Raw genomic sequence first — 932 nt, 5'->3', positions numbered from 1 at the left:
AATTACAGGGCTTTTACCTTCTTTGGCGGGCCTTTCCAGACCTCTTCGTTTAACCGGTTCCTTTGTAACTCCATGTGAGACGTCCCACAACCCCAGAGAGCAAGCTCTCTGGTTTGGGCTTCTCCGCGTTCGCTCGCCGCTACTGACGGAATCACTATTGTTTTCTCTTCCTCAAGGTACTTAGATGTTTCAGTTCCCCTGGTATGCCTCTACACAACCTATGTATTCAGTTGTGAGTAACTGGATATTACCCCAGCTGGGTTTCCCCATTCGGACATCCCCGGATCAAAGCTTGCTTACAGCTCCCCGAGGCAGTTTCGTTGTTCGCCACGTCCTTCATCGGCTCCTAGCGCCTAGGCATCCTCCGTGTGCTCTTAGTAGCTTAACCAGTTGCTCCGGTTTCGACTGCTCGCTTCCCTTGTTTTGCTTACGCAAAGCCAAAAGTCGCTCCCATTCGATACCATCACAATACAGTTTTCACTATTTATTAAACTTGTTTTGACACAAGTTCAGCTAGGATGATTGTTGATCGGTCACTTGAACCGAACAAGCATTCATCCCTAAAGGAATGTTCTAATTCGCAATTTTCGTTTCGATATCTAGTTTTCAAAGAACAAGCTAAATAGACGAAATTCTTTGGTGGAGCCAAGCGGGATCGAACCGCTGACCTCCTGCTTGCAAGGCAGGCGCTCTCCCAGCTGAGCTATGGCCCCTCAAATTCCATCAAAACTGAACAAATGGATAAGTAACGATGTTACTGCAATTCATTTCATCCACACATTAAGTGATGGACCGAAATGAATTGCTGTCGCAGGTTCTGAGAACCTGCTTATTTGAATGTTTCCGCTACGGGAAACGATTCTCCATAGAAAGGAGGTGATCCAGCCGCACCTTCCGATACGGCTACCTTGTTACGACTTCACCCCAATCAT

General features: G+C 47.1%; 1 tRNA gene and 2 rRNA genes. All 3 read right to left on the bottom strand.

The window, feature by feature from the left end:
• Window positions 1–388, bottom strand: a 23S ribosomal RNA gene (locus AB3N00_RS30850); the annotation flags it as partial.
• Between the two features lie 249 nt (window positions 389–637).
• Window positions 638–713, bottom strand: a tRNA-Ala gene (locus tag AB3N00_RS30845).
• Window positions 714–869: 156 nt separating this feature from the next.
• Window positions 870–932 (bottom strand): 16S ribosomal RNA (locus AB3N00_RS30840); the annotation flags it as partial.

Source organism: Paenibacillus xylanilyticus, assembly GCF_047246825.1.
In the GTDB taxonomy this organism is placed as follows: Bacteria; Bacillota; Bacilli; order Paenibacillales; family Paenibacillaceae; genus Paenibacillus; species Paenibacillus xylanilyticus_B.
This window is presented reverse-complemented; position numbering and strand designations above follow the sequence as displayed.